Below are 22,710 nucleotides of genomic sequence, written 5' to 3'. Positions count from 1 at the left end.
TTCGAGGATGCCATGTCACTTTCAACTGCACAACCCGCTCTCCTAGTCCTGGCTGACGGTACTGCTTACCGAGGCTGGTCGTTTGGCGCTAACGCTACCGTCGTCGGCGAGGTAGTATTCAATACGGGAATGACGGGGTACCAAGAAGTCTTGACCGATCCCAGCTATTGCGGCCAAATTGTAACTTTTACTTATCCAGAATTGGGCAATACCGGGGTAAATCTCGAAGACGAAGAATCCTCGCGCCCGCAAATTCGAGGTGCGATCGCCCGGAACGTATGCAGCCGACCCAGCAACTGGCGCTGTTCGCAATCTCTGCAAGACTACCTGAAACAGTATGAGATCCCGGGAATTTACGGGATCGACACCCGCGCCCTGACTCGCAAAATTCGCACGGTGGGAGCGATCAACGGCGGCATTTCGACGACGATTCTCGACCAGGCGGAGCTTTTGGAGCAAGTGCAAGACGCGCCCAGCATGGCCGGGCTCAATCTTGTCCGGGAAGTGACCACCCGCGAGGTTTACGAGTGGTCTGAAGCCACAGATTCGGTTTGGGAGTTCAGTCCCACTGTCAAACCTGCTAACGGCAAAATGTGGACGGTGGTAGCGATCGATTTTGGGATCAAGCGCAACATCCTGCGGCGTTTGGCGAGTTACGGGTGTCGGGTAATTGTTGTCCCCGCTGACACGTCGCCGGAAGAAATCCTCAAATACAACCCGGACGGCATTTTTCTGTCCAACGGCCCGGGAGATCCGTCGGCGGTAACGGAAGGGATCGCGACTGCGAAAGCTTTGTTAAAGTCGGACAAACCCGTATTCGGCATCTGCATGGGACACCAGATTCTGGGGATTTCCTTGGGTGCAGAAACTTTTAAACTCAAGTTCGGCCACCGGGGATTAAATCATCCAGCGGGTTTGACGCAGCAAATAGAAATTACTAGCCAAAATCACGGTTTTGCGATCGACCCGGATTCCCTACTCCCGGAAGTAGAAATTACTCATCTCAATTTGAACGATCGCACCGTAGCCGGATTGAAGCACAAAACCCTGCCGCTGTTCTCAGTCCAGTACCACCCGGAAGCCAGTCCGGGGCCGCACGACGCTGACTATTTGTTCGATCGATTCGTGCAGTCAATGAGAGAAAATCAGAAAGCAGTCAGTAGTCAGTAGTCAGTGGTCAGTGGTCAGTGGTCAGTAGTCAGTGGTCAGTGGTCAGTGGTCAGTGGTCAGTAGTCAGTAGTCAGTAGTCAGTGGTCAGTAGTCAGTGGTCAACACTCAACACTCAGCAGTTAGCTAACCAATGACCAATGACTAATGACCAATGACCGATCCCCAATGACCAATGACTAATGACCAATAACTAAAAAACAGTAGACAAAAGACCAAAAAACTCGTACAATGAATCCTCAACTTTAAGCAATATCTAGCTAGGAGGGTGTCATTCCTGAGTCATTGACCCTGACCGTTAGCCTCAGAGGCACTCGCGAAGTCAGGAATAACTATCAGTTATTTCGCCTGACGGGCCTGCTGGACGCTTTTTCTGAGGCAACTTTTCGGAAGGTACTGAGCAAATGTATTGACGAGGGCCCAAAACACCTAATTTTGGACTTGTCTCAGATAGACTTTGTGGACAGTTCAGGCTTGGGCGCACTTGTGCAACTTGTCAAAAAAGCCCAAACCTTGGAGGGGACATTGCAAATTGTCTCAAATCCCCGCGTAACTCAGACTGTTAAACTGGTTCGCTTAGAGAAATTTTTGTCTTTGCAGCCTTCGGTTGATGAGGCGGTAAAAAACGTCAAGGATGCTTGACACCAAAGTGGATTTAATTAGCTATCCGGTTCTCAATGCTGGATAGCAAATTTTTATTTTTGTGCTGGTAAAACCATACCGATTTTCCCAGAAGCTGCAACAGGTCTTGCCACTGTTTCCCCCAATGCTTTGAACTCCGGTGGATGGGCAGTAAAATAGGTGCGGCAAACACGCGGAAAAATGGTATAAGAAGTAGGGAAGCAGCAGGTAGCGATCGCGTTAACAAAGCCGTGCACTCGCTATAATTGCTGAAGTGACGAAAGACGAAATAAGTAAGTGACGAGAAAAACCAAGCTGTGCGGAAGTTTTATTTAAAAAAGTATGTCGCCGATCGCAGATGACGGGCTCAAACTGAGTCTGACTGATATCAGTTTAAATCGAGTGCATCCTGCGAGGGCGACACCAGCAGAAATAGAAAGGATTTCGCCCGCAGCATGGGCATATTTGGGAGATGCAGTCTACGAACTCTACATTCGGAGTTCGTACTTAGTGCCGCCCAGAAGATTGCAAGCTTATCACGAATTGGTGGTGGGGCAAGTACGAGCCGAAACTCAAGCGCGTCACTTGCGATCGCTCTGTCCTTACTTGAACAGTACAGAATTAGCGATTGTCAAGCGCGGACGCAATGCCGCAGCGGGCCGTTCCAAGCGAGCAGATCCAGAGATATACCAACAAGCCAGCAGCTTAGAAACTTTGGTCGGATATTTGTACCTCACCGATCCCAAAAGATTGAGTGAACTTTTGGCACTTTTAGAACTTGAGACTTAAAAGATTTAGCAGTTAAGAGTTGCCAATCGCGAGGCATTAATTAACAACTCTGGCACGGTGGCAAAGCTAAAACAGCAAAAAGCTCGATCGGCAAAACAGGATTTATCAGTTATTAACTAGCAATTTGAACACAGCAAAATCCTTGCTACCTCCCTAGACTATCTAAAATCTCAAAGCCCAAAGATTGCTTCCTCAATCAAGAATCTCACATCTACAATCTACAATCGATTAGCCTTCAGCCAAAACTTTTTGACTACAAGAAACCAATGAGAAAATTTACCAGACCAAACTTCTCGCGCCCAAATTCCGACAGCAAACCATTCAAAAGCGAAGGCCGCCGTCAGGACTCACAACCATCCTCTCCCCGCTTTGAACGCAAGCCCCGTCCCGACACTCGCCCAGGAGTAGACGCGCCTCACAAACGATCGACTTTCTCCCCCCAACCCCGAGAAATGCCCGTCGTGCGATCGATTTTCAAACGGAGAGTCGATTCCGACAGCCAACCGTCCATTCGCAGAAATAATCCTTTCAAAGACAGAGACGGAGACGGAGACAGAGACGGATACAGCAGCCCGCAGCCGGCCCGCAACAATTTCCGAGACAGAGACAGCAGCCCGCAGCCGGCCCGCAACAATTTCCGAGATAGAGACAGAGACAGCAGCCCGCAGCCGGCCCGCAACAATTTCCGAGACAGAAACAGAGACAGCAGCCCGCAGGAATCCCGGGGCAATTATTACAAAGACAGAGACAAAGACAGAGACAGCAGCCCGCAGGAATCCCGGGGCAACCATTTCAGAGACAGAGACAAAGACAGAGACAGCAGCCCGCCGGAATTCCGGGGCAACCATTTCAGAGACAGAGACAAAGACAGAGACACTCGCCCTGTTGACAGTGCATCAAACACCGTCGTGCAGCCAGACACAGACTCAGACATGATTTACGGCCGCCATGCGGTGCAAGCGGCTTTAGAAACAAACCAAGTGCTCAACCGGATCTGGGTTGTCCCGCACCTGCGTTACGATCCCCGCTTTCACAGCTTGCTAACCGAAGCCAAAGCCAACGGCAGCATCATTGACGAAGTTGACGATTTGCGCCTCGACTACATCACGCGCAAGGCAAACCACCAAGGCGTAGCCGCTCAAGTATCAGCTTACGAATACCTGGATTTGAGCGAACTGATCGCGAAGGCTAAGTCTGCTTGCGCCGATCCCGTCATTGTGGTAGCAGAAGGACTCAACGACCCCCACAATCTAGGGGCGATTATTCGCACGGCTGAAGCATTGGGAACTCAGGGCATGGTGATTCCACAGCGGCGGGCCGTTGGGATTACCTCGGCAGTGAGAAAAGTGGCCGCAGGGGCATTGGAAAGCCTGCCAGTGGCGAGGGTTGTCAATCTTAACCGGGCGCTGGAAGAATTGAAAGAGGCTGGATTCTGGATTTACGGCACTGTCGCAGGCGTGGGTGACTCGGTAGAGACAATCAAGTTCTCTGGGCCCACTGTTTTAGTTGTGGGCGGTGAAGCTGACGGTTTGAGCCTTTTGATACAGCGCGGCTGTGACGGATTAGTTTCAATTCCTTTAAGGGGAAATACTCCTAGCTTGAATGTTTCGGTAGCAACGGGAATGGCTTTATACGAAATTTACCGCCAGCGCGGGCCCAAAAAGTTTCACGTACACGGATCGTAACGGTCATTAGCCCCACCTTCTAAAGCCGGGGGCTTCTCGCCCCCCCCCCCAAGCTTCCCATCTTCGGTGATTGAAAAATGAAATGCAACACAGTATAACAAAGTGTACATAACGAAGGTCTAGGCCTTGCCCGCAGCACTCTGGAAAAAACCGTAAAATACATTAGAAAATCACATGAAAGAACTCTTGATTAGCTTGCTCAATTTTTTCGGATTGGCTTGGTGGGTTGAAGTTAAAACTTCAGCGCCGCGGTGCATTTACTATTTTGGCCCGTTCTTGACTTCTCAAGAGGCGGAAGCTGCAAAAGCAGGATATATAGAAGACATAGAAAATGAAGGGGCAGAAGGTCTGAGTGTTTCGATTCACCGCTGCAAACCTATTAGTTTGACGGTTGCAGATGATTTGGGAAAGCTTGGTGAGGGAGGGCTGTGGCCTGTTTTGAGCAGTCAGTAAAAGTAGAGGTAATTTTGAATTTTGAGTTTTGAGTTTTGAGTTTTGAGTTTTGAGTTGTGAGTTGTAAATCCAAAACTCTTGACTTTTGGGCGATAAATGGGTTGTGACAAACTAAAAACTCAACACTCGCAATTGCCAACTGCTTGGGGGAAACTCTCGATCCAGCGATCGATGTCTGCGAGTACCCGATCGGGAATTTCCCAAGGGAACAAGTGGGCTGTATTTGGATAGCAGTGCCACTGACATTCGTGGAGGTGGCGGGCTGTTTCTAAACTGGATGCCGAGGTGATGTGCCGATCGGCCTCTCCGGCCAACACCAAGGACGGACATTGAATGTCGCCGAGGTGGATCAGTCGATCGTATCCAGCCCTCAGAGCGGTATTTAAAGCCTTGGTGGCCGTGTTGGAAGTTTTGAGGTAGGCGGGGGTACCTGCCTGTGCTAAGTAGCGGTAAGGGGTGGCTTTCTGCTGCTGTATCAAGTAGCGAAAGAGCGATCGCCTGCCAAAAGTATCAATATTCCACTGCCAACCGGGTATCGCCCAATTGATAATTCCGGCTAAACCGGTGTAAAGGTTATCTTGCCAAGAGATGGGAGGGTTACTTCCTCGCGGTTTGGCTGCGGATGCGAGTAGAATCAAACCCGTGACTCGCTGGGGATATTTCATGGCTAATTCCAGGGCTAAAATCCCTCCCAAAGACCATCCGATTACCAAACACCGATCGACTCCCAATCTGTCTAGAAGTGCTTCTAAATCAAGCAAGTGGTCGGTCATTTCAAAGCGAGTGGAGGTGCGGCTGTTGCCGTATCCGCGCAAGTCTGGGGCGATCGTCTGGAACCGCTTTGATAAGTGTTCTGTAAAGACGGACATACAATCGCCGGAACCTGGATGGCCGTGCAAGCAGAGGATGGGAAATCCTTCACCTTTGACGGAAACGCTAAGTTTTTGATGCGCCATTTTTCAACTGTTTGGGGGATGCGTCGTCCCCGCTATAAATTGTGTATTCCAACCGTTAAAAGCTGGGATTCTTACTAATGTAATCGGCAATTTTAGAAATAGACTGGCGCATTTCTGTATCGCTGCCGCTGCGGCTGTCAATCACAGTCATCACATAGGCTTCGCCGTCAATGCTCATCGCTAAAGTTGTACCCAGAACCAGGGAATTTTCGCCTGTTTTTTCGCCCAGCCATTGAGCTTGAGTTCCTTCCAAGGCTGCAAATCCCAGAGCGCGATCGTACTGGCGGTTGAGAGTTTCTATTAACAGTTTAGCACCCGGTGTTTCGCCATTGTAAATTTGCACCATCATTTCGGTGAGCTCGTTAGCAGTCAAGCGGTTGGGGCCGGAACCGGGGTTGGTTGGCATAATCTTTTTCCCCATTAATTTGAAGTTGACGCGGGTGACTTGGTAGCCGCGATTCTCTAAGAATTGATTGATGTAATCCGAACCCAAATAATCAATAAGTTGATTGGTGGCGGTATTGCTGCTGCGATCGATCATTTCTTCTAACAGTAGCTGTAGCGGGTAATTTTTAGGAGACAAAATCTGGGTCGATGAGTCTTCTGTAAAATTACCGCGATTGACAAATACTTCTTTGTTCAGACTAATTTTTTCTTTTTCGACTTTTTGCATCAGCGCTACAGCAATCGGCAGTTTAATTAAGCTGGCAGGACTGACAGGAGGCACATCGCCCCGCAGGTTTACGCACTCTCTAGAAAGGTGGCAAATGCCGATCGAAGCTTGCCCAGACAAGCCACTTTCCCGAGCAACCGCAGCCAAAAAATCGGATTTTGCTTGCTGCACTTGAGACGTTGCTGCCGTTAAATTTTCCCGGTATTCTTGAGTTTTTGAGGCAGTCAGAGGAGCTAAAAATGAATTTTGAGGAACTTCCTGTAAGTTGTTGAGGGCTTGGTGCCACAAAAATTTAGTTTGCTGCGAAAATTCGATCGACTGATTTGGCTGCCGTCCTCTTTCTACGGCTTGGTCGGCTAAACGGACTGCTTGCTGCAAGTTGTCGTTAGCCCTCTGTTCTACTAATATTTGTACCTCTAGCGCTTGCAACTGAGAAAGCAGTTTTTCTTGAGGATTGGCGGCGAGGGGAATTAAGCCCGAAAGCAGGGTTGGTTCTGGGGAGGGAGAGGCGGGTTGTTCTAATTCGGTGACGAGTCGATCGCGAATTTTGTAGAGTTCGTCTAGGGAACGCGGGTTAGATGATTGAGAGAATGAACTTGCGATGGTTAACATCTGAACCAGTCCGATGCCGGCTACTACTGCCGCCATCTTGTTTGCGATCGACAAAAAACGCCTGATCCCTCGCATATTCAACATCCTCAACACAACCAAATTCTATATAAGCAGCTATTGTTACATCAGTCAAACGATTTTAGATTGGAGATTTGAGATTTGGGATTTTAGCCGTAGCCGTAGGGTGCGTCGCCACCCTTAAATCCTCAAAAAAGAGCGACCATCTCATAGCGACGCACCTTTTATTTTAATGAACCCAGGCAACAACCCTCCGTTTCACTCCACCCAACATTTTTGTGGTAGCAAGCTTGTTGATAAATGATAGAAGGTGCGTCGCCACAGAATAGTCGATTTAATTTAGGGATTTTTAATGGCGACACACCCTACGAATACTGCTATTGACTAATGACTGCTGACTAATGACTTCTGCCAAAATAAAGGGAGCGATCGCACTTTTAGCAATCAACCCCCTCTAAAATATTGCGAACTATCTACTTTCTGCGCCGCCGCTGCCAGTCAGCACCCAACCGCTTGAGGTAATCCCAGCCGCGTTGAGGCCAGACATGAGCGTTACCGGTCTTTTCGGCAATCCAGCGAGCTACTTTGGGACCCGTCCAGTCTCCGCCGTCGGGGGCTGGGTTTTGCAGCGCTTGTCGCAGTTCTTCTTGCTGTTCTGGATTCAGCAAGGATTTTGCAGGAGGGGGCTGGCGGTCTCCGCTGCGGTTTCTCACAGAGTCAGGCCCTTCTCGGTTGTAGCGCTGGACAATTTCTTTGGCGTAGTCGTAGTTGATACCTACAACTAGGGCTGCTTGTTTGATAGTCCAATTTCGGGAAACTAAGACCAGCAAGTGCCAGCGGCGGGACTCTGTGGTGTTTTGTGCCTGCCGGTAGCGAAGTTTGAGTTCCTCTGCCGTCAGGTGAGATTCTAGGTGAGCTTTAGGTGGCATTCCTCCAACGGGGCATCGGGAACTTCTTACCATATTTCTCTCGGTTTGTGGAGAATTCCGGATGAAATTTTGATGCTGGGATCGTTGGGGCAAATATGGAGGTTTTTTTTGCCACAGATGCACGCAGTTGAAGAAGGGCTGCTGTTTTTTTTGCAGGTGCGCGCAACAAGAGGCGTCCGCGTGGCAGTGAGCGTTTCCATCGGCCCTCGGACAAGCTGCGATCGCCCCGCCGCTAAACCTCTGATCGATAGGTTAGGCTACAGTAAGCACGATCGCTCTTTTGTTCTGTTGAATGAAGGGGCGATCGACCTTTTTTTGTGAACAGCAGATTTCTCACAGGCTTTTTGGCTCGTCCCCCAATTAACGCGAATGGGAGAAGGTCGATCGCTATTTTCTCCGATCGCGCAGCCGCCATTAATTCGCTCGGATAACTGATAAATTTCAGTAATTTTTGACTAAAATAGTACACTTCATAATCCGGTCATAATTATTTTAAAAATTGCCGCCCCAAGCTAATACCTTCTTGGTGAAAATTATCTATTTATTCTTCATTTGGTTATGGGGTGTCAGGGGTGATCGCAGTTAAAACCCGCTTGCTATGCTATCGAGGTCGCGAGCTTGCACTCCGATCGCTGCAATCGAAAGATTATGATTCCGAAGCAAGGAAAAGCGATAGTAATGGTAGCAGAGTTAGGGTCGATCGCTCTTTTTTAAATAATAGGTGAAAAAGTCGATCGCTCTTTTCTGTACGGTGTTAAGCTGTGGAGCATTTAAACCATTAACGATCCAGGTAAGGTGCGTCAGCTAGAACACTTACTATACAGGGGAAACGCTTATTTACGCTCCGCACCCTACTATCCTCCTTTAAATGCCGAACAGCTTATAAACGGTGTTATAATTGGCACTTAATAAGTTTGATGTAAAGCCGCCGATCGCCCGGTCAAACAATCGCCACAAAAATCAACTATCCGCACGAGTATCCCAGCCCGCCCCAAACGCAGACTTTGCACGGAGGCTGTAAGCAGGTGCAATTGCCAGCTATATTGGCTAAGTGGCTAGTAGAAAAGATAAAGGTACGAGCATGGCATCCATCCGCGAGTTGCACCGACAACTGGTCAATAAAGAACGCTCGGCTGTGGAAATTACTCAAGAAGCATTAGACCGAATTACCCAGCTAGAGCCGAAATTGAAAAGCTTTCTGTGCGTGACGGCAGACAGCGCATTGGCCCAGGCCCACAAAGTGGATGCCCAAATCGCAGCAGGCGAGGAAATTGGCCTGTTGGCCGGCATTCCGATCGCCGTTAAAGACAATATGTGCACAAACGGCATTCCCACAACCTGTGCATCTCGGATTTTGGAGAATTTTGTGCCTCCCTACGATGCAACCGTCGTCTCGAAACTCCACGCAGCCGGTGCGGTGATTGTGGGCAAGGCGAATATGGACGAGTTTGCAATGGGGAGTTCGACAGAAACTTCTGCTTATCAAGTTACCGCGAATCCTTGGGACTTGGAGCGCGTGCCCGGAGGGTCTTCTGGCGGTTCTGCCGCAGCGGTAGCCTCGGGAGAATGCGTCGTGAGTTTGGGTTCGGATACTGGGGGATCGATCCGCCAACCTGCTGCTTTTTGCGGCTTGGTGGGGCTGAAACCGACTTACGGGTTGGTTTCTCGCTACGGTTTGGTGGCCTATGCTTCTTCTCTCGATCAAATTGGGCCCTTTGGCCGGACTGTTGAGGATGCGGCGATTTTGTTGGGGGCGATCGCCGGTTACGACAAGAGAGATTCCACGAGTCTGAATGTCCCAATTCCTGACTACGCCCAAGCTTTGAGACCCAGTTTGCGCCCGAAGGGTCAGATTAGAATTGGGGTAATTAAAGAAACTTTTGGTGTAGGGTTGGACTCCGGGGTTAAAGAAGCCGTTACTAAGGCGATCGAGCAATTTCAACAATTGGGCGCAGAAATTCAAGTCATTTCTTGTCCCCGGTTCCGCTACGGTTTACCCACTTACTACATTATTGCTCCCTCGGAAGCTTCGGCAAATTTGGCGCGATATGATGGAGTTAAGTTTGGTTTCCGGTCTCCAGACGCCGATAATCTTTTGGATATGTATGCCAAAACTCGCTCTCAAGGGTTCGGTGCGGAAGTTAAACGCCGGATTGCGATCGGCACTTACGTGTTGTCGGCTGGATATTACGACGCCTATTATCTAAAAGCTCAAAAAGTTCGGACTTTGATTAAAGAAGACTTTGAAAAAGCTTTTTCTCAAGTTGATGTTTTGGTCTGTCCCACTGCTCCTACTACGGCTTTTAAGGCAGGCGAAAAAATTGACGACCCCCTGAGTATGTATTTGTCAGATTTGATGACTATTCCGGTGAATCTTGCTGGTTTGCCAGCTTTGAGTTTGCCCTGCGGATTTGATGATAAAGGACTGCCGGTGGGCATACAACTGATTGCTAATGTTTTGCAAGAATCTCGGCTGTTTCAAGTGGCTCATGCTTACGAACAGTCTACGAATTGGCACTTTCACCGCCCCGAATTGGATTAATTTTTAAAATTCGGCGGAACGCTGCGACGGAAGTTAGTAATCGATCTTGGCTAATTGTCTGAATTAATCCTTTGCCATTAGCTTTTGACCGATCTCTAATTTCCAGCGTGCCCTATTTTCTATGAACAAGTTTCTGGTATTCCTCTTGTCTAAATCGCTAATAACTTTTGGGATAGTTTTGGCGGTTGCTTATTCTGCTGCTTGTCTGTTTCTATTTGCAGCGCAAGGTAAGTTTATTTTTTTTCCCGCGCGGGCGATCGAAACTACTCCAGACGATTTTCAGTTGAGATATCAAGATGTTTGGCTGCCAATTCCAACTAAAACAGGCGCGGTGGAAAGCGTGCATGGCTGGTGGATTCCTGCCTCGGAAACCCCCCCCAGCCCCCCCTTAGCAAGGGGGGGAGCAAGAAAGGGGGAGGCTGTTCCCTCTGTTGACACCGGAGACTCGGAAACCCCCCCCAGCCCCCCCTTGCTAAGGGGGGGAGCTAGAGGAGTCGGAACTTCCCCGCAAAGTGAGAGAGGGGCCGTCGCTCCGGTTCCCCCCCTTAACAAGGGGGGGTTAGGGGGGGTAGTTTTGTACCTGCACGGGAATGGTTCCAATGTGGGAGCAAATGTCGAACACGCTCATCGATTTCATCGCTTAGGTTTGTCGGTATTTACGATCGATTATCGCGGTTATGGAAAAAGCCAGGGCGATTTTCCGAGTGAATCTCAGGTTTATGAGGATGCTCAACTTGCTTGGGATTATTTGGTGAAACAGCGGGGGGTTAACCCGAATCAAATTTATATCTACGGTCATTCTTTGGGAGGGGCGATCGCGATCGATTTAGCAGTGCGCCACCCGGAGGCGGCAGGGTTACTTGTGGAGGGTTCTTTTACTTCGACGCGGGAGATGGTGGATTTCCAAAAAGGGCTGTTTTGGATGTTTCCGATCGATTTTTTGCTGACACAGCGCTTTGATTCTCTTTCAAAAGTCGATCGCCTGCAAATGCCCGTGCTATTTATTCACGGCACTGCTGACAGTGTAGTTCCAGCCCAAATGAGCAAAAAACTGTTTGATGCAGCACCTGAACCCAAACAGCTTTACATAGTTCCTGATGGAGGTCACAATAATGTGGCACAGATCGGGGGCGCAGAATATCTCCAAATAGTGAGCCAATTTTTAGGTTCTTCAAACTAGATAAAAGCTGTTGGCGGTAACAGGTTCAGTTGGATATCTGTACCGCCTGCTCGCACTTCTTTCTAACAGTACATATCTGAAACAGAGCAGTTATCGCGATGATACTGCTTAAGCTGTTACGCATTTAAAATAGTATTGTAGGGTGCGTCAGCCCTATCTTGTTTCCCTTGCTTAGTAAGTGTTCTAGCTGACGCACCCTACAGGCCTCGTTAGTGGTTTAAATGTCGAACAGCTTAGTAGAACCTTAATACATTCAGCCACCAGTCATTCAAGGCATAGCAGTAATTGCAGTAATTATTCGTGCTTATCGCTTGTTCTTTCTTAACTTCGCAGCCTCGCCGAGATGTTTTTTGGTTTGGCATCCGGGCACCGCAGAGATTGGCATCTGTGAGATTAGCTTTGTTCAATCTCGCATCCCTCAAGTCGGCCGATCTCAGGTCTGCACCGCTGAGATTTGCACCGCTTAAATCGGCTTCTTTGAGGTCTGCACCGATGAGATTTGCACCAGTTAAATCGGCATTTCTCAGGTCGGTTCGACTTAGTTTGGCGGCGCTCAAATTACTGCATTTTAAGTTAGCCAACTGGAGAGATGCTTCTCGAAGAGAACTCTCGCTGAGGTTGGCATTTTCTAAGTTCGCTCCCCTGATGTCTGCCCTGCTCATGTCGGCTTTGCTGAGGTCGGCGTCAGCCAACAAGGCGTTTCTCATGTTGGCGTTGTTTAAATTAGCTTCCATTAAGTCAGCCGCAGTCAAGTTGGCATCAGCTAAGTCGGCCCTGCTGAGAGTGGCGCGGCTCAAGGATGCGCCAAACAAATCTGCACGGCTCAAGGATGCGCCAAATAAGTCGCATCCAGGACATCCTCTTGTTTCTAGCAGCCGCTTGACTAGAGACAGATTTTGAGCTTGTAAGGGAAGTGCTGCACAAAATGGGAGTAGCAGTATTGCTGCTGTGAGAATTTTCAGTTGGATTTTCGTCATAGTCTGGGTAAGTCCTGTAACTGCCTTTCATCACCGAGTTGTCTGCTGGACTTACGCGCGGTTAAAAACCCGGTTTCTTCGTTAATTTCTCGCTCTCAAACCCAAGATTCTTAGCAGAAACAGAGTTGTTTGCCTAAGTCCTAGTCTAGTGCATTGACGCGCCTCGACGGTGTAAGGTTCGATCGCGATCGCGGATATTACTTAGACCTTTGGGATGAGCGCGCGCACCTCAAGGCTCCCTTGGAGCTTCCAACGGCCGTTCGCTGCGCTGAATGTCAGGGATTCTGGAGCTTGCGACGGCTGTGGCAAGTGGCTGACTCCGACAGCGGATAAGTATTTGTTGTATTCGATGTAGTCGGATTTTGCTGCGGAGGGCGTGAGTTCTCCGTACAGGCGATCGGTAAATAAGCCAATTGGCTTAGACTCTTAAGACATATAGCTGATGCGCTGCCTTCTCTAAAAAGATAGCATTATTGTGCGATCCCGAAATAATACCGAGCAAGCAAGTATAAAAAAAATACCTCGTGTCTCGGCGGGTGTGAAAATAGGGTACAGCTAATACTTTCAGACGAGGAAAATAAATGTCGAACAGCATAGATGAACTGGCAGAAGGCGGTCGGGGGATCAAACTCATGTGGCAGATTGCCGACGAGCTAAGTTACACCCGGACTCTCGACGGTCGAAATTGTTTGTCGCTGAGCAAAACTTACGAAGTAGAAGGTCGCAATCGATCGCAAAATATAAAAAATGCTAGCGTTTTAGATGGGTTAATGAATTTATTAAATACCTGGGATTGGCAGAGTGAAACACAGCAGGAAGAAGAGCTGTATGAAAGTTCTGTTCAACACATTAGCCTGCAAGTCAACACAGACGTGAATGCTTTAACTCTAGTTTTGGAGTGGTTTGAGCAGTTGAAAGATTTATCGATCCCCAATGAGGTTTGGTGGAAGTTTCAGTTAGCTTTGGCTGAAGGTTTCACTAATGCAGTTCGCCACGCTCACAAAAATCTGCCAGTAGAAACTCCTGTTCAACTGGAAATTACGATGTTTAACGGACGCTGGGAACTCAAAGTTTGGGATTGCGGCCCGTGTTTTGATTTTGATGCTAAGCTCAAGGAAATTATCGCAGCACATATAAAAGGCTGCTTGGATTTAGAGGTTTTGAACGATGCTTGCTTGATGCCTAGCAGACTGAAAACTTTGGAACCGTCTCTATTTCTAATTGCTGGGTAGCTTTGGGGAGAGGGCCAATTAACAGACTGGAACCGTTAAAAATGTGTTATCCTAAAAACGGTGTTAGGGGACGAGTTACGGGTTTTGTCTCCGCGTGGGTCAGGGGTTTTAAATACTGCCGACCTGCTGCGGCTTTGGTTAAGAGCTATGGGCTTGGGTGAGTCTCTAAGTCTCTAACGGTTCGATAGAAACGGGTACATCATTTCTCGAATTAGGGCTTGCTGAATAAAAGTAGAAAGCTTGCCAAATAAGGGGTTAAAGCTTTTTTCGCTCAAACAAGTGCAAGTTATAGGATTATAGAGGCTCAAAACCCTTGCACTTTCCTTATTCATTTCTGGCTAAATTTGGGAATTTAGGAATAAACCTACTATTTTTCAAGCTGTGTAGCCTCGTTTTTCCATTACCTACACTTTTTCAGCAAGCCCGAATTAAATATTGAAAACTCAAAATTAAAAGTTAAAAATTATTCACACTAATTTTTGATATTTTAATTTATCATAGTATCTGGTCGCTCTCCCATTACTAATGATTTCCAAAGAAACTTTATTTGTTCTGTCTTTATTTCCCTACTTGGGATTTCTCTGGTTTTTGACTCGATCGGGAAAAACACCCCGTTTAGCTTTGATGGGATTTTACGGCACTCTCGTTTTTGTGGCCGTGACTATTCCCGCCGCAATTTACGCAAAAGTTGCGTACAACGAGTCGCTAGCAAATGTCGATTGGCTGCACGGTTCTGCGGAGCTATTTTTAACAATTGCCAATATTTTAGTAGTTTTAGGCTTTAGGGAAGCGGTGATTAAAGCCAAAGCATCATCACAAGAATAAAGTTGTGATGGTAGTCGGGATTAATGCGAAATTTTCATTTGGCTAGCGTCTGTTTAGTTGGGCGAGATAATTGAGATACCGAGAAATGCGATCGGTGTCAGTGTCAAGTAAACGACTCGCCCAAGAATGTACATTAAGTTGCGATCGCATTTCTCGAAATACCGCAGCATCTGGGCGATTGTTGAGAGGAAAAACCCAAGCATCAAATCCAGCCGACTTGAGCCGGCTAACAGTTCCCTCGCCATCTTGCACCCACAATTGAGGGCTAATACGAAGCGGTTGACAGGAATATTCACCGACAACAATTCCCCCCACAGAAACGCTAGCACCTTCTCCCCGATTGGAAAGTTCTTGCAAAATAGCTTTGAGGGAATTGAGTTTTTTCCCGTCTTGTACTTGCTGCGGTGTAAGCTTGACAATCACCATTTCTAAAACTTCCACAGGTTTTGTCGATCGTACAATGTTGACTGGTTCCGCCGGCCAAGGGTTTTTTATTTCCAGTTCCGTCGTCTCGATTTCCTCTGTAACCTCTACTGTTTCTACAGGCTTTGCAGTGTCTACAATTATCTGAATTTCCTCCCCATCTTTCTCAATTTTTCCACTAATCTGTAAGATAGCATTCTCTACAATGTAAGGTTTCACTTGTTCGTAAGCCTTGGGAAACACAACAGCTTTTATTTGATGTGTCAAATCTTCTAACTGCAAAATAGCCATCGCCTCGCCGCCTTTTCTTGTTACTACAAGTTTGATAGCGTTTAGCATGACAATAACTGATACTTTCCCCTTTTTATCTGCTAACTGTTCGATAGTCACCACATCGGGGTCTTGATTTACTTGCATCAGAAACTTTAGGGGATGTTCTGATACATAAAAGCCAAGCAATTCTTTTTCTAAACGCAACTTCTCCTGTTTTTCAAAATCTTTTACCAATTTAGATTTTGGCGCAGACTCATAGGTATTGGCCGACTTCCCAAAGCTATTCGTACCTAACAAGTCAAAGAGATTACCTTGGCCGCTTTCTCGATCTTTCTTGCGGTCTTGCGCCCATTTCATCACCCCTTCGAGGTCGTGTACTAATTGCTTGCGGTTTTTTTCAATTTTGTCAAAAGCACCGCATTGAATTAATGCTTCTAAAGCGCGGCGGTTGACAGAATGGAGATTTACGCGATCGCACAAATCCGGCAGCGACTTAAACTTACCCCCTTCCTGCCGCGCAGCCAAAATATTTTCAATAGCCGCTTCTCCCACATTTTTTACCGCCGAAACCCCAAACAAAATTTTATCTTTTGCAGAGCCCGTCATGTGTTTGGGAAGCGGTGTAAAAGTAAGTTCAGAACTATTAACATCCGGCGGCTCAACCTCAATACCCAGCTTGAGACAATTGGCAATATATTTCTGTACTTTCTCCTGATCGCCCCTGTTAGCAGTCAGCAGTGCAGCCATGTATTCTAGAGGATAATTCGCCTTTAAATAGGCAGTTTGATAAGTGATATAGGCATAGGCCATTGAATGGGATTTATTAAAACAATATTCCGCGAATTGTAGCATCTGCGCGAACAACTTTTCAGCAATTCTTTGACTGACTCCATTCTTAGTTGCGCCGTCGATAAACGTTTCCTTTTGCTTCTGCATTTCATCAGCTTTCTTCTTGCCCATTGCGCGCCGCAGCAAGTCAGCTTGACCCAAAGAATAGCCTGCCAAATCTTGAGCCATCCGCATAATTTGCTCTTGAAAACAAAGCGTTCCGTAAGTCTCTTTTAAAATCGGCTCTAATAGCGGATGATCGTACTCAACAGCTTTACCGTGCTTGCAGTCAATAAACTGAGGAATCAAACCTGCATCCAGCGGGCCGGGTCGGTAAAGTGCCAAAATAGAAGAAATATCATCCAGACAAGAAGGTTTGAGTTTTTTCACTACATCCAGCATTCCAGATGATTCTAACTGAAAAATACCTTCTAAATCTCCTCTTTCTAAAAGTCTATAAGTTTTATCTACATCATCAGGTAACTTTTTGATTCTGCCAAAAGTTTCTTGGGCTCTGCGCTCTATATCAGAAGGTAGCATTTCTGGATCGACAATTAGATTTTGGGTTTGCTTAATATAATCAACAGTTTTCTGAAGCGTTGTCAAATTTTTCAATCCCAGAAAATCCATTTTCAGAAGACCTAGTGCTTCCAAATCTTCCATATAATACTGAGTAATCACAGCACCTTCGTTATTCTTTTGTAGCGGTACAATTTCATCGAGCGGGTCTGAAGAAATCACTACGCCGGCCGCATGAACGCCAAAGGTTTTGTTTGTCCCTTCAATCCGAATTGCCATGTCAATCCACTGACGAACAGGGACTTCTGTCCCGGTTTCTTCATTGATGCAAATTGTATTTTCGTAGTTGTCTTTAAATTCCTGTGCAGGTGTTTCACCGGAAATCATTACTTTGAGTTTTTCCGGTTTACCCCGCGACACGGGAATTAATTTCGCCATTTCGTCTGCTTTTTTGTAGGGAATGCCTAACACTCTGGCAACATCTTTCAAGACAGCTTTTGATGTCATTCTGTTGAAAGTAATAATTTGCGCTACCCGCTCTTCGCCATACTTTTCAGTAACGTATTTAATCATGTCGTCCCGTCTTTCTATGCAGAAATCGCTATCGATATCTGGCATGGATTTGCGTTCGGGATTGAGAAATCTCTCGAATAGCAGTCCGTGATGTACGGGGTCAATATTAGTGATTTTCAAGACGTATGCAACTAGGGAACCTGCGGCGGAACCGCGTCCTGGGCCTACGGGAATTTGGTTGTCCCTGGCATATTTCATGTAGTCCCAAACTACTAGAAAGTAGGTGGAAAAACCCATCTGCTGAATCATTTTTAGTTCGTATTCCAGCCGTTCTTTGTAGACGGCGGTAATTTCATTGCGACTTCTAGCTTTTAGGCGTTCTAATAGTCCTTTCCATGATATTTCTTCGACAAAAGTGTCTGCTGTGTGTTCTGGGGGAATTGGATAGTTGGGAATGCGCGATTCCCCCATGATGTCGTAAGATTTTACTTTATTTGCGACTTCTAAAGTGGTGTCGATCGCCTCTTCGATCGTTTCAGCATCCAAATGGTCTCGAAACAGTTGCGCCATCTCCTCCGCAGACTTAAGATATTCAGTGCCGCTGTAGCGCATCCGCTTGTCTTCTTCAATCAGTTTGTTGGTGTTAATGCACAGCAAAGCGTCGTGTGCTTCTACGTCGTTGCAGGAAATATAGTGAGAATCATTGGTGGCAATTATTTTAATGTTTAGTTCGCGGGCAATTTTGACGATTTCAACATTAACAATCCGGTCTTCTTGGGAACCGTGGTCTTGAATTTCTATATAATAATCCTCTCCAAATACTTCTTTATACCATGTGGCAACTTCACGGGCAGTATCTAGCTTGTTTTGCAGAATCATTTGGGGAACTTCCCCGCCCAAACAAGCGCTGGTGACAATTAAACCTTCGGAGTATTGTTTTAGCAGTTCCTTGTTGATGCAGGGGCGGGCAAAAATACCTCTTTCTGGCATTCCCTTTAAATGGGAAATTGTAGTTAGTTTGACGAGGTTTTTATAACCTTGGGTATTTTTAGCTAAAACAACTTGATGGTATTTTCTTCTACCTCGAACTTTTACTTCAATGTCGCCGTTGACGACGTACATTTCATTGCCAATAATCGGCTTGATATTTTTATTTCGGCAAACTTTGATTAGCTCGATCGCCCCGTACATCACCCCGTGGTCTGTAAGGGCGATCGCGGGCATCCCCAATTCCACCGCCCGTTCTGCGAGCTGCTGTAGCTGAGACGCCCCGTCTAGTAAGCTATAATCGCTGTGAATGTGCAAACCAACGAAGGACATAGGGATTTAAAATATAAGACTTGAGAATTTAGATTTTACACCATTGGCGTGTCAAAGCGTAAAATAAAAAACAAAGCTTTATATCACTCTTGAGCTGGTTTGTGCTGGGGCTTCTAAAAGTGAAAAAGATGAGGTTGTCGCGGTATTGATCATTGAATGGGTAAATTATTCTCGATCGCGATCGAACTTTTACAAATTTGCTTGTTTCAAATAACCTTCCAAATCTTTAATCCGTTCTTGCGTCACTCTGGCCCTGCAATAATCGTAGGTAGAAGCAGCCAAACTACCGCCTTCAAACTGTCCTTTTGCATAATCACAATTTTCATCTCGAAATTTGATCCAAGTACGCTGTGCCACCGTCAATCTCTGCTTTTGTCTGCTGCTGATTTTTGCTTGCAGTTGCTGATAGACTTGATTTAGCTTTTTGTCGGCAGCCTCAAACTCTTGACTGGAACAGACATTCATCTCTAGCGTGGTTTGAGGATTTTTGCAGTTAGGCTGTTGTGCGATTTGCAGGGGAATGTTGCTGGCTTTGCTGGGAAGCAAAAATCCGGCTGTCAACAAAAGCAAACTCGCCGCAAATTTTACCCAAATAGTGCTATTTTTCAATTAGTTTCTCCATTTTTAAATCTTTAATTTTTTCTGATTCTGGCTGAGCCGATCGCCAAATCCACCAAGCCGCCGCCCACAGAGTAAAATTGCCAATGAGAGTCATCGCCGCTTGCAGGGTAACGATCCATTCTAGGGCTGGGGAGTTGTCGAAATAGTGCCACGTACAGGCACACATAGCGCTGACGAGAGCGGGCAGCATTCCGGCGGAAAGGGCCCACCAAGCTCGGTTTTGAGTGACTTCGCCGTAAGTCCAAATTAACCAGATGGCGGCAATCCACTCGACGACGCTAGAGACATGAATAATCCAGGTGGGAATTGACAAAGCGTGCATTTTTTGTATTCTAAAATAACAGAGAACGGGGAAGATAAAATATGTATTTATTTGTTTAAGGCTGTTGACTGTTAACTGTTGAGTGTTAACTGTTGAGTGTTAACTGTTAACTGTTAAAATATTTTACGAATCGACCGCAACAATTAGATATTGTAATACTTAGATTCCCCATTATAAACCAAGAGTAGAAATGCGAGCAATTTTGTGCGGCTATTACGGTAAAGGCAACGGCGGCGACGAGGCGCTGTTGGCATCGCTACTGCAAATGTTACCAGATGGCGTGACGCCGATCGTCCTGTCTGGCAATCCTGTCGAGACAAATCAGCGGTACGGGGTAGCTGCGCGCGATCGCATGAATGCGTTTCAAGTTCTCGAAGCACTCCGCACCTCTGACGCGCTAATCTGGGGCGGCGGCAGTTTAATCCAAGACGCTACCAGCATTGCGAGCCCTTTCTATTATGGCGGTTTGATGGGATTAGCGCAGCGGATGGGCTTAAAAACAGTTGCCTGGGCTCAGGGAATTGGCCCTTTAAAGCGCGAAATCACTCGCAAGTTATCTCAGCGCTGTTTTGCTGGATGCACCGCCGTCAGCGTGCGGGATAAAGGCTCAGCTACTTTACTTGCAGATTGGCAAATTCCTTTTACTTTAGCACCCGATCCCGTGTGGGCTTTGGAGAACTCGCCCGTGTCCGGTTTGTGGGATTTACCTGCGCCCAGAGTTGCTGTTTGTTTGCGCTCTCATTCTACACTAACTCCCGCCCGTTTGTCAATCTTAACTCAAGCTTTAGTTGACTTTCAAAAAGCAACTCGCACCTTAATTTTGCTGCTGCCTTTTCAAGCGTCTCACGACTTAGAAATTGCGAAACATTTGCACGAAGCCCTGCCCAAAAGGAGCCGCATCCTCAGTTTAGAAGACCCCAGAAAATTGAAAGGAGTGTTCCGGGGTGTCGAAATGGCGATCGGGATGCGCTACCACAGTTTAATTATGGCAGCATCCGAAGAATGCCGCTGTTTTGCCCTCAGCTACGATCCCAAAGTCAGTCAATTGATGGACGAGTTAGAAATGCCCGGATACTTATTATCAGAATTGCCAGAAGATCCTTATTTAATCAGCAAAACCTGGATCGAACACTATGCTAACGGCGACGCACTATCGCCAGACAGGATAAAATTTATTGTAGGGCGATCGCTCTTTCATCGCGAAGTATTGCGAGTCGCGCTCCAGTAATCTCATTCAGAGGTGAAATACAATGACACTCAGTACAGCCGCATTAAAAATTACCTGGGAAAAATTGCCCGACGATTTCATTTTAGACGAGGAACCAGTGGAAAATATCGACCAACCCTTGCTAGCCGCCGCCTTGCGAGAAATCTTAGAAATCGCAGGGCTAATTTTAACAGGAATATTAGTTGCCCCAAACATGGGAATTTGCGCTACATTAAACGACAAGCTAGTTATCAAAGCTCCAGATTGGTTTTATGCCCGCAACGTCCAGCCGCTTTCTAGTCAAGAAATTCGCCGCAGTTACACTCCCAACTTAGAAGGAGATATTCCGGCGATCGTCATGGAATTTTTATCAGCTAGTCCCAACGATGAATATTCTAGCAAAAAAACTTATCCCCCCGGAAAATGGTATTTTTACGAGCAAATATTGCGAGTTCCAATCTATGTACTTTTTGAGCCAGCCGCCGGAGTGTTAGAAGTCTACTACTTGGATTCATCAGGAAAGTATGAAGTACAACCACCCGATTCTTTCGGCCGTTATTGGATTTCAGGAGTTGGGTTATTTCTGGGTGTTTGGCAGGGAACAAAAGCCGAAAGAACCGGATATTGGTTGCGGTGGTGGGATGAAAGCGGCGAGATGTTATTGTGGGGTGCAGAAATGGTAGAAAGAGAAAGGCAAGAAAGAGTAATCGCTCAACAGCAAGCCGAACAAGAACGAGAACGGGCCGAACAAGAACGAGAACGATCGTCCATATTGGCCGCACAATTAAGAGCATTAGGCATTGAACCCGAAGCCTAATGCAATAATGAGCAATTAAAAATTGCCGACAAACAATTTTTAATTGCTCATTAATTAAAAAGTATTGAACAACATCGCAAAAATCAATATTTATCTGCGTTAATCCCCGTTAATCAGCCTTCATCAGCGGTTAAAAATTACATTCAGGAGACAGAAAAATTGGCAAGAGTAAGAGTGCGGGAACACGTCAATCCCCTATCAATTAGATATCAAGCATCTGCAAGTCCCCCGGATTGGACTAAAATCTATGCCGACTTAAATTTACCGCTGCATTTAGACATCGGCTGCGGCAGAGGAAGGTTTTTGTGGCACATGGCGCAAGTACAAACTGACTGGAATTTTCTCGGATTAGAAATTCGGGAACCGCTGGTAGAAGAAGCGAATCTTTGGCGGGACGAAAAAGGCTTGACAAATTTGCACTATTTGTTTTGCAATGCGAATAGTTCCCTGAAACCAATTTTAGAAACTTTGCCCGCAGGTATTTTGCAGCGAGTTAGCATTCAATTTCCCGATCCGTGGTTCAAGAAAAAGCACCACAAACGGCGGGTGGTGCAGCAGGAATTAGTCAACGAATTGGCAACTTATCTCGCAGTTGGCGGCGAAGTTTTTATTCAATCTGATATAGAGGAAGTAGAAAGCGAAATGTGCGATCGCTTTTCATCTCACCCCTGTTTTAAACGTCAAAATGGGGGCGAATGGCTAGCAGAAAATCCCCTACCTGTTGCTACTGAAAGAGAAATTGCTACTCTGAAACGGGGCGAACCAGTTTATCGAGCACTCTATCAAAAATAATGCTCGCTTTTGCAAACTCACCTTTGTGATAAATGTTATAACTTACATCTTGCACCTTGGTTAGGAACAGGCAAGATGCCTGTTCCACAAAACTTAATTTTCTTGTGGAACGGGCATCTTGTACCTTTGTTAGGAACAGGCAAGATGCCTGTTCCACAAAACTTAATTTTCTTGTACCTTGGTTAGGAACAGGTAAGATGCCTGTTCCACAAAACTTAATTTTCTTGTGGAACGGGCCGGAGAGCCCGTTAGGAACAGGCAAGATGCCTGTTCCACAAAACTTAATTTTTCTTGTGGAACGTTAGGAACAGGCAAGATGCCTGTTCCACAAAACTTAATTTTTCTTGTGGAACGGGCCGGAGAGCCCGTTAGGAACAGGCAAGATGCCTGTTCCACAAAACTTAATTTTTCTTGTG

Annotated in this window: 22 protein-coding genes; 14 read left to right on the top strand and 8 right to left on the bottom strand. The window is 46.6% G+C overall.

Annotation, left to right across the window (positions count from 1 at the left end; all coding sequences use genetic code 11):
* Positions 1 to 12: 12 nt before the first annotated feature.
* The 5 genes from carA to QUB70_RS04650 all read left to right on the top strand — a co-directional run bounded on the left by carA (position 13) and on the right by QUB70_RS04650 (position 4,715).
* A complete protein-coding gene (gene carA, locus QUB70_RS04670; RefSeq protein ID WP_332978640.1) occupies positions 13 to 1,170 on the top strand; it encodes a glutamine-hydrolyzing carbamoyl-phosphate synthase small subunit in 1,158 nt (385 codons plus the stop codon).
* Between the two features lie 282 nt (positions 1,171 to 1,452).
* Positions 1,453 to 1,809: an STAS domain-containing protein gene (locus QUB70_RS04665; protein ID WP_332978638.1), complete on the top strand. Its 357-nt coding sequence runs from the start codon at positions 1,453 to 1,455 to the stop codon at positions 1,807 to 1,809.
* Positions 1,810 to 2,130: 321 nt separating this feature from the next.
* Positions 2,131 to 2,577 (top strand): Mini-ribonuclease 3, encoded by a 447-nt coding sequence (locus tag QUB70_RS04660; protein WP_332978637.1) that lies wholly within the window; start codon positions 2,131 to 2,133, stop codon positions 2,575 to 2,577.
* 266 nt (positions 2,578 to 2,843) lie between these two features.
* A complete protein-coding gene (rlmB, locus tag QUB70_RS04655; protein WP_332978636.1) occupies positions 2,844 to 4,262 on the top strand; it encodes a 23S rRNA (guanosine(2251)-2'-O)-methyltransferase RlmB in 1,419 nt (472 codons plus the stop codon).
* 174 nt (positions 4,263 to 4,436) lie between these two features.
* Complete coding sequence (locus QUB70_RS04650; protein ID WP_332978634.1) at positions 4,437 to 4,715, top strand: DUF1816 domain-containing protein; 279 nt, start codon at positions 4,437 to 4,439, stop codon at positions 4,713 to 4,715.
* 119 nt (positions 4,716 to 4,834) lie between these two features.
* Here the strand turns inward: QUB70_RS04650 and QUB70_RS04645 are convergent, their stop codons facing one another.
* From QUB70_RS04645 to QUB70_RS04635, 3 genes are all read right to left on the bottom strand, one after another.
* Positions 4,835 to 5,671, bottom strand: a complete 837-nt coding sequence (locus tag QUB70_RS04645) for an alpha/beta fold hydrolase (protein ID WP_332978632.1) — start codon at positions 5,669 to 5,671, stop codon at positions 4,835 to 4,837.
* 55 nt (positions 5,672 to 5,726) lie between these two features.
* On the bottom strand, positions 5,727 to 6,992 hold the full coding sequence (locus tag QUB70_RS04640; RefSeq protein ID WP_332978631.1) for a serine hydrolase: 1,266 nt from the start codon (positions 6,990 to 6,992) through the stop codon (positions 5,727 to 5,729).
* A gap of 455 nt (positions 6,993 to 7,447) precedes the next feature.
* The gene (locus QUB70_RS04635; RefSeq protein ID WP_332978671.1) at positions 7,448 to 7,903 is read right to left on the bottom strand and encodes a helix-turn-helix domain-containing protein; all 456 of its coding nucleotides are present in this window, start codon (positions 7,901 to 7,903) and stop codon (positions 7,448 to 7,450) included.
* Between the two features lie 117 nt (positions 7,904 to 8,020).
* On the opposite strand from QUB70_RS04635, the gene QUB70_RS04630 reads away from it, so the two are divergent.
* From QUB70_RS04630 to QUB70_RS04620, 3 genes are all read left to right on the top strand, one after another.
* The gene (locus QUB70_RS04630; RefSeq protein WP_332978630.1) at positions 8,021 to 8,224 is read left to right on the top strand and encodes a hypothetical protein; all 204 of its coding nucleotides are present in this window, start codon (positions 8,021 to 8,023) and stop codon (positions 8,222 to 8,224) included.
* A gap of 760 nt (positions 8,225 to 8,984) precedes the next feature.
* Positions 8,985 to 10,445 (top strand): Asp-tRNA(Asn)/Glu-tRNA(Gln) amidotransferase subunit GatA, encoded by a 1,461-nt coding sequence (gene gatA / locus QUB70_RS04625; protein WP_332978629.1) that lies wholly within the window; start codon positions 8,985 to 8,987, stop codon positions 10,443 to 10,445.
* A gap of 121 nt (positions 10,446 to 10,566) precedes the next feature.
* Positions 10,567 to 11,625 carry an alpha/beta hydrolase gene (locus QUB70_RS04620; RefSeq protein ID WP_332978628.1) on the top strand — a complete coding sequence of 353 codons (1,059 nt, stop codon included), beginning with the start codon at positions 10,567 to 10,569 and terminating at the stop codon, positions 11,623 to 11,625.
* 233 nt (positions 11,626 to 11,858) lie between these two features.
* Here QUB70_RS04620 and QUB70_RS04615 read toward each other — a convergent pair whose 3' ends face one another.
* On the bottom strand, positions 11,859 to 12,602 hold the full coding sequence (locus QUB70_RS04615; RefSeq protein WP_332978626.1) for a pentapeptide repeat-containing protein: 744 nt from the start codon (positions 12,600 to 12,602) through the stop codon (positions 11,859 to 11,861).
* A gap of 153 nt (positions 12,603 to 12,755) precedes the next feature.
* Between QUB70_RS04615 and QUB70_RS04610 the strand changes: the two genes are divergently transcribed.
* The 3 genes from QUB70_RS04610 to QUB70_RS04600 all read left to right on the top strand — a co-directional run bounded on the left by QUB70_RS04610 (position 12,756) and on the right by QUB70_RS04600 (position 14,659).
* On the top strand, positions 12,756 to 12,935 hold the full coding sequence (locus tag QUB70_RS04610; RefSeq protein ID WP_332978625.1) for a hypothetical protein: 180 nt from the start codon (positions 12,756 to 12,758) through the stop codon (positions 12,933 to 12,935).
* Between the two features lie 248 nt (positions 12,936 to 13,183).
* Positions 13,184 to 13,834: an ATP-binding protein gene (locus QUB70_RS04605; protein ID WP_332978624.1), complete on the top strand. Its 651-nt coding sequence runs from the start codon at positions 13,184 to 13,186 to the stop codon at positions 13,832 to 13,834.
* Positions 13,835 to 14,359: 525 nt separating this feature from the next.
* Complete coding sequence (locus QUB70_RS04600; protein WP_332978623.1) at positions 14,360 to 14,659, top strand: DUF3593 domain-containing protein; 300 nt, start codon at positions 14,360 to 14,362, stop codon at positions 14,657 to 14,659.
* 42 nt (positions 14,660 to 14,701) lie between these two features.
* Here QUB70_RS04600 and QUB70_RS04595 read toward each other — a convergent pair whose 3' ends face one another.
* The 3 genes from QUB70_RS04595 to QUB70_RS04585 form a co-directional block, all read right to left on the bottom strand.
* Positions 14,702 to 18,535 (bottom strand): DNA polymerase III subunit alpha, encoded by a 3,834-nt coding sequence (locus QUB70_RS04595; protein ID WP_332978621.1) that lies wholly within the window; start codon positions 18,533 to 18,535, stop codon positions 14,702 to 14,704.
* A gap of 189 nt (positions 18,536 to 18,724) precedes the next feature.
* A complete protein-coding gene (locus QUB70_RS04590) occupies positions 18,725 to 19,144 on the bottom strand; it encodes a lysozyme inhibitor LprI family protein (protein WP_332978620.1) in 420 nt (139 codons plus the stop codon).
* Complete coding sequence (locus QUB70_RS04585) at positions 19,134 to 19,478, bottom strand: DUF2499 domain-containing protein (protein WP_332978618.1); 345 nt, start codon at positions 19,476 to 19,478, stop codon at positions 19,134 to 19,136. Before QUB70_RS04585 ends, QUB70_RS04590 begins: the two co-directional genes overlap by 11 nt.
* Positions 19,479 to 19,668: 190 nt before the next feature.
* On the opposite strand from QUB70_RS04585, the gene csaB reads away from it, so the two are divergent.
* From csaB to trmB, 3 genes are all read left to right on the top strand, one after another.
* Positions 19,669 to 20,706, top strand: coding sequence for a polysaccharide pyruvyl transferase CsaB (csaB, locus tag QUB70_RS04580; protein ID WP_332978617.1), 1,038 nt, complete (start codon positions 19,669 to 19,671; stop codon positions 20,704 to 20,706).
* A 22-nt stretch (positions 20,707 to 20,728) separates the two neighbouring features.
* The gene (locus QUB70_RS04575; protein WP_332978616.1) at positions 20,729 to 21,502 is read left to right on the top strand and encodes a Uma2 family endonuclease; all 774 of its coding nucleotides are present in this window, start codon (positions 20,729 to 20,731) and stop codon (positions 21,500 to 21,502) included.
* A gap of 159 nt (positions 21,503 to 21,661) precedes the next feature.
* On the top strand, positions 21,662 to 22,294 hold the full coding sequence (gene trmB, locus QUB70_RS04570) for a tRNA (guanosine(46)-N7)-methyltransferase TrmB (protein ID WP_332978615.1): 633 nt from the start codon (positions 21,662 to 21,664) through the stop codon (positions 22,292 to 22,294).
* A gap of 162 nt (positions 22,295 to 22,456) precedes the next feature.
* Here trmB and QUB70_RS04565 read toward each other — a convergent pair.
* Positions 22,457 to 22,710, bottom strand: a 254-nt coding sequence (locus QUB70_RS04565; protein ID WP_332978614.1) for a hypothetical protein, incomplete at its 5' end; no start/stop codon positions are given.

The organism is Microcoleus sp. A003_D6 (genome assembly GCF_036702825.1).
Classification (GTDB): domain Bacteria; phylum Cyanobacteriota; class Cyanobacteriia; order Cyanobacteriales; family Microcoleaceae; genus Microcoleus.
The sequence above is the reverse complement of the archived record's forward strand: the minus strand, read 5'-3'. Positions and strand labels throughout refer to the sequence as shown.